This window comes from Pseudomonas sp. (assembly GCF_049645325.1).
In the GTDB taxonomy this organism is placed as follows: Bacteria; Pseudomonadota; Gammaproteobacteria; order Pseudomonadales; family Pseudomonadaceae; genus Aquipseudomonas.
Genome location: NZ_JBARTQ010000088.1, coordinates 1 through 2465 on the forward strand (window position 1 = coordinate 1; position 2465 = coordinate 2465).

Annotated in this window: 2 protein-coding genes; both read left to right on the forward strand. The window is 58.5% G+C overall.

Annotation, left to right across the window (positions count from 1 at the left end):
• Positions 1–3: 3 nt before the first annotated feature.
• On the forward strand, positions 4–141 hold the full coding sequence (locus tag WBB95_RS03680) for an ATP-binding protein (RefSeq protein ID WP_424486345.1): 138 nt from the start codon (positions 4–6) through the stop codon (positions 139–141).
• A 384-nt stretch (positions 142–525) separates the two neighbouring features.
• Positions 526–2465 (forward strand): recombinase family protein (locus WBB95_RS03685; protein WP_424486344.1); only part of this gene is annotated, 1940 nt, incomplete at its 3' end.

Below are 2465 nucleotides of genomic sequence, written 5' to 3' on the forward strand. Positions count from 1 at the left end.
CAAGTGGGGTTGGCCTTCCAAGCCCGCCCCAGTGTCAACAAGCCGCTCGTGCTGCAACTGGTCAAGGGGGAGTACCTCGACAAGCGGGAGAACGTCCTCATCGTCGGACCAAGCGGCACAGGCAAAACCCGCCCAACGTAATACCCCTTTAGTCACAGAGGAATGCGAAGGCCAGGTCACAGTGACCGATCCGGCCCATCCGCTTTTCGGCCGCACGTTTCAGCTAGCAGGCATGGCACGCCTTCCTGGCGCCGTGCGCTACTGCCAAGTGCATCTCTTCTCGAATCGACTGGGTTATATCTCGGTCGCCTCGACGGATCTTGCGCGCCAACCTCCTCAGGAACGAGCCGTCTTGACGGCAGAGGCCTTGCAGGAGTTCGTTGCTGCTTTCCACAGCCTTGGCTCGAAAGGGAGGTGCAATGATGCCAGTGTACGCCAGCCCCGATCTGTGGGCCCAACTAGCCAGCGACGAAAGGGGCGCCATCGTTCAGGAGATTGTGCAGATTCTCATGGAGGAGATTGAACATGACCATCTCAGGCAAGATTCTTGCTACGCATTTAAATCGTCAAGCCGTGGTGTATCTGCGGCAGTCCACCACGAAGCAGGTGCAGCAGAACCGTGAAAGTGCATTCAACCAGCGCGCCCTGACGGAACGGCTGCGTGACCTGGGCTGGCCAGAGCAGCAGATTCAAGTGATTGATGAAGACCAAGGCCGGTCTGGCACCGAAACTTCAGTGCGAGAAGGGTTTCAGAAGCTGGTGGCTGACGTCGGGTTCCGTAAGGTCGGCATCGTCATGGGCTACGAGGTCTCTCGCCTCTCCCGGAATTGCGCCGATTGGCATCAGTTGCTCGAACTATGCGGCGTGTTCGACACGCTGATCGCCGATACGGACGGCGTCTACCAGCCTCGGGACTTCAACGACAGATTATTGTTGGGCCTCAAAGGGACGATGTCCGAAGCAGAGCTGCACAGCATTCGGTTGCGTCTGGATGCGGGAAGAATTTCTAAGGCCAAACGAGGAGCTCTTGTCCACCACCTTCCGACAGGCCTCTTACGGACCGCCGACGGTGAGGTTGTTCTCGACCCGGACGTCAGCGTCCAGCAGCGCATCGGCCTGGCGTTTCAAAAGTTCCTTGAATTGGGGACCATCCAGAAGGTGCTGACGTACTTCCTGCGGAGCCAATTGAAGCTGCCTCGCAAGCAGACGTCAGGCATATACGCCGGTCAGGTGTTGTGGAAGGCTCCCACCAGCGCATCGTTGGCGTCGATGCTCAAAAACCCAGCGTATGCCGGCACATTCGCCTATGGGCGTCGCATTGCCGACCCAACGCGACGAGTTCCGGGCCGACCGGCGACGGGTCGCCTCCGTCAACCCCGTTCCGCCTGGATTGCCTTGGTGCATGACGTGTATCCTGCTTACATTACCTGGCAACAGCATGAGCAGATCCAGGAGCAGATTGCGGAGAACTGTCAGAAGATGCAAGAACGACTAACTCGCAAGCAGGCCATTCGCCCTGGCTCTGCCCTGCTGACCGGGCTGGTGCGCTGCGGCTTCTGCGGACGAGCGATGTCCGTGACCTATCGAGATCAAACTCGTTATCGATATGCCTGCTGCGCGAATCGCAATCAGTATGGCCAGTCTTCCTGCCAGTGCATCGCGGGCCAGTCAATCGATGAGGCCGTGATTGAGGAGTTCTTCACCGTCTTGTCGCCCGCTCAGATCGATGCGCTGGAGGCAGCGGAGGTCAAGCAAGCCGAGCGCCAGCATGAGCTGGTGACGCACCTTGAGCAGGACGTGCAGCGCCTGGACTTCGCGGCGCGCCGCGCCGAGAGGCAATATGATTGTGTGGACCCTGAGAATCGTCTGATTGCCAGCACATTAGAAAAACGCTGGGAGCACGCTCTCCACGAACTCCGTCAGGCGGAAGAGCGGCTCGCCACCGCTCGGCGAGACGCGCCTCGGCCTATTCGAGTGCCCGAAGAACTTCGCGAGGCGTTCTCCAAGGCAGGCCAGGAACTGCCGACGATTTGGCCATCGTTGACCAATGAAGCTCGGAAGTCGCTGCTGCGCACCTTAATAGGCGGCGTCAACTTACGCCGGGAGGATGATGGAACACTCACGATTCGTATCGTTTGGCGAGGGGGCGTGGTGACGGAGAAAGTCATTCGCGTACGCTCCCTGACGTTACGAGGGTCCTCAGCCGAACAAAGGCTGGCGTCCAGGTTAGCCGAGCTTTACGACGAAGGCTTAAGCGATCACCAGATCGCTGATCAACTCAATGTGGAAGGGTTCATGCCTTGCCGCGCCGATGGGTTTACGCCGACGGTCGTGCGAAAAATCAAATATCGCTATCACATCGTGTCGAACTATACTAAGGTCCGTACAAGTAGCATTCCAGGCGGGTATACCGTTGGTGAAATTGCCAAGCTAATACCCGTCGATCCCAGCTGGATTTACCGCCG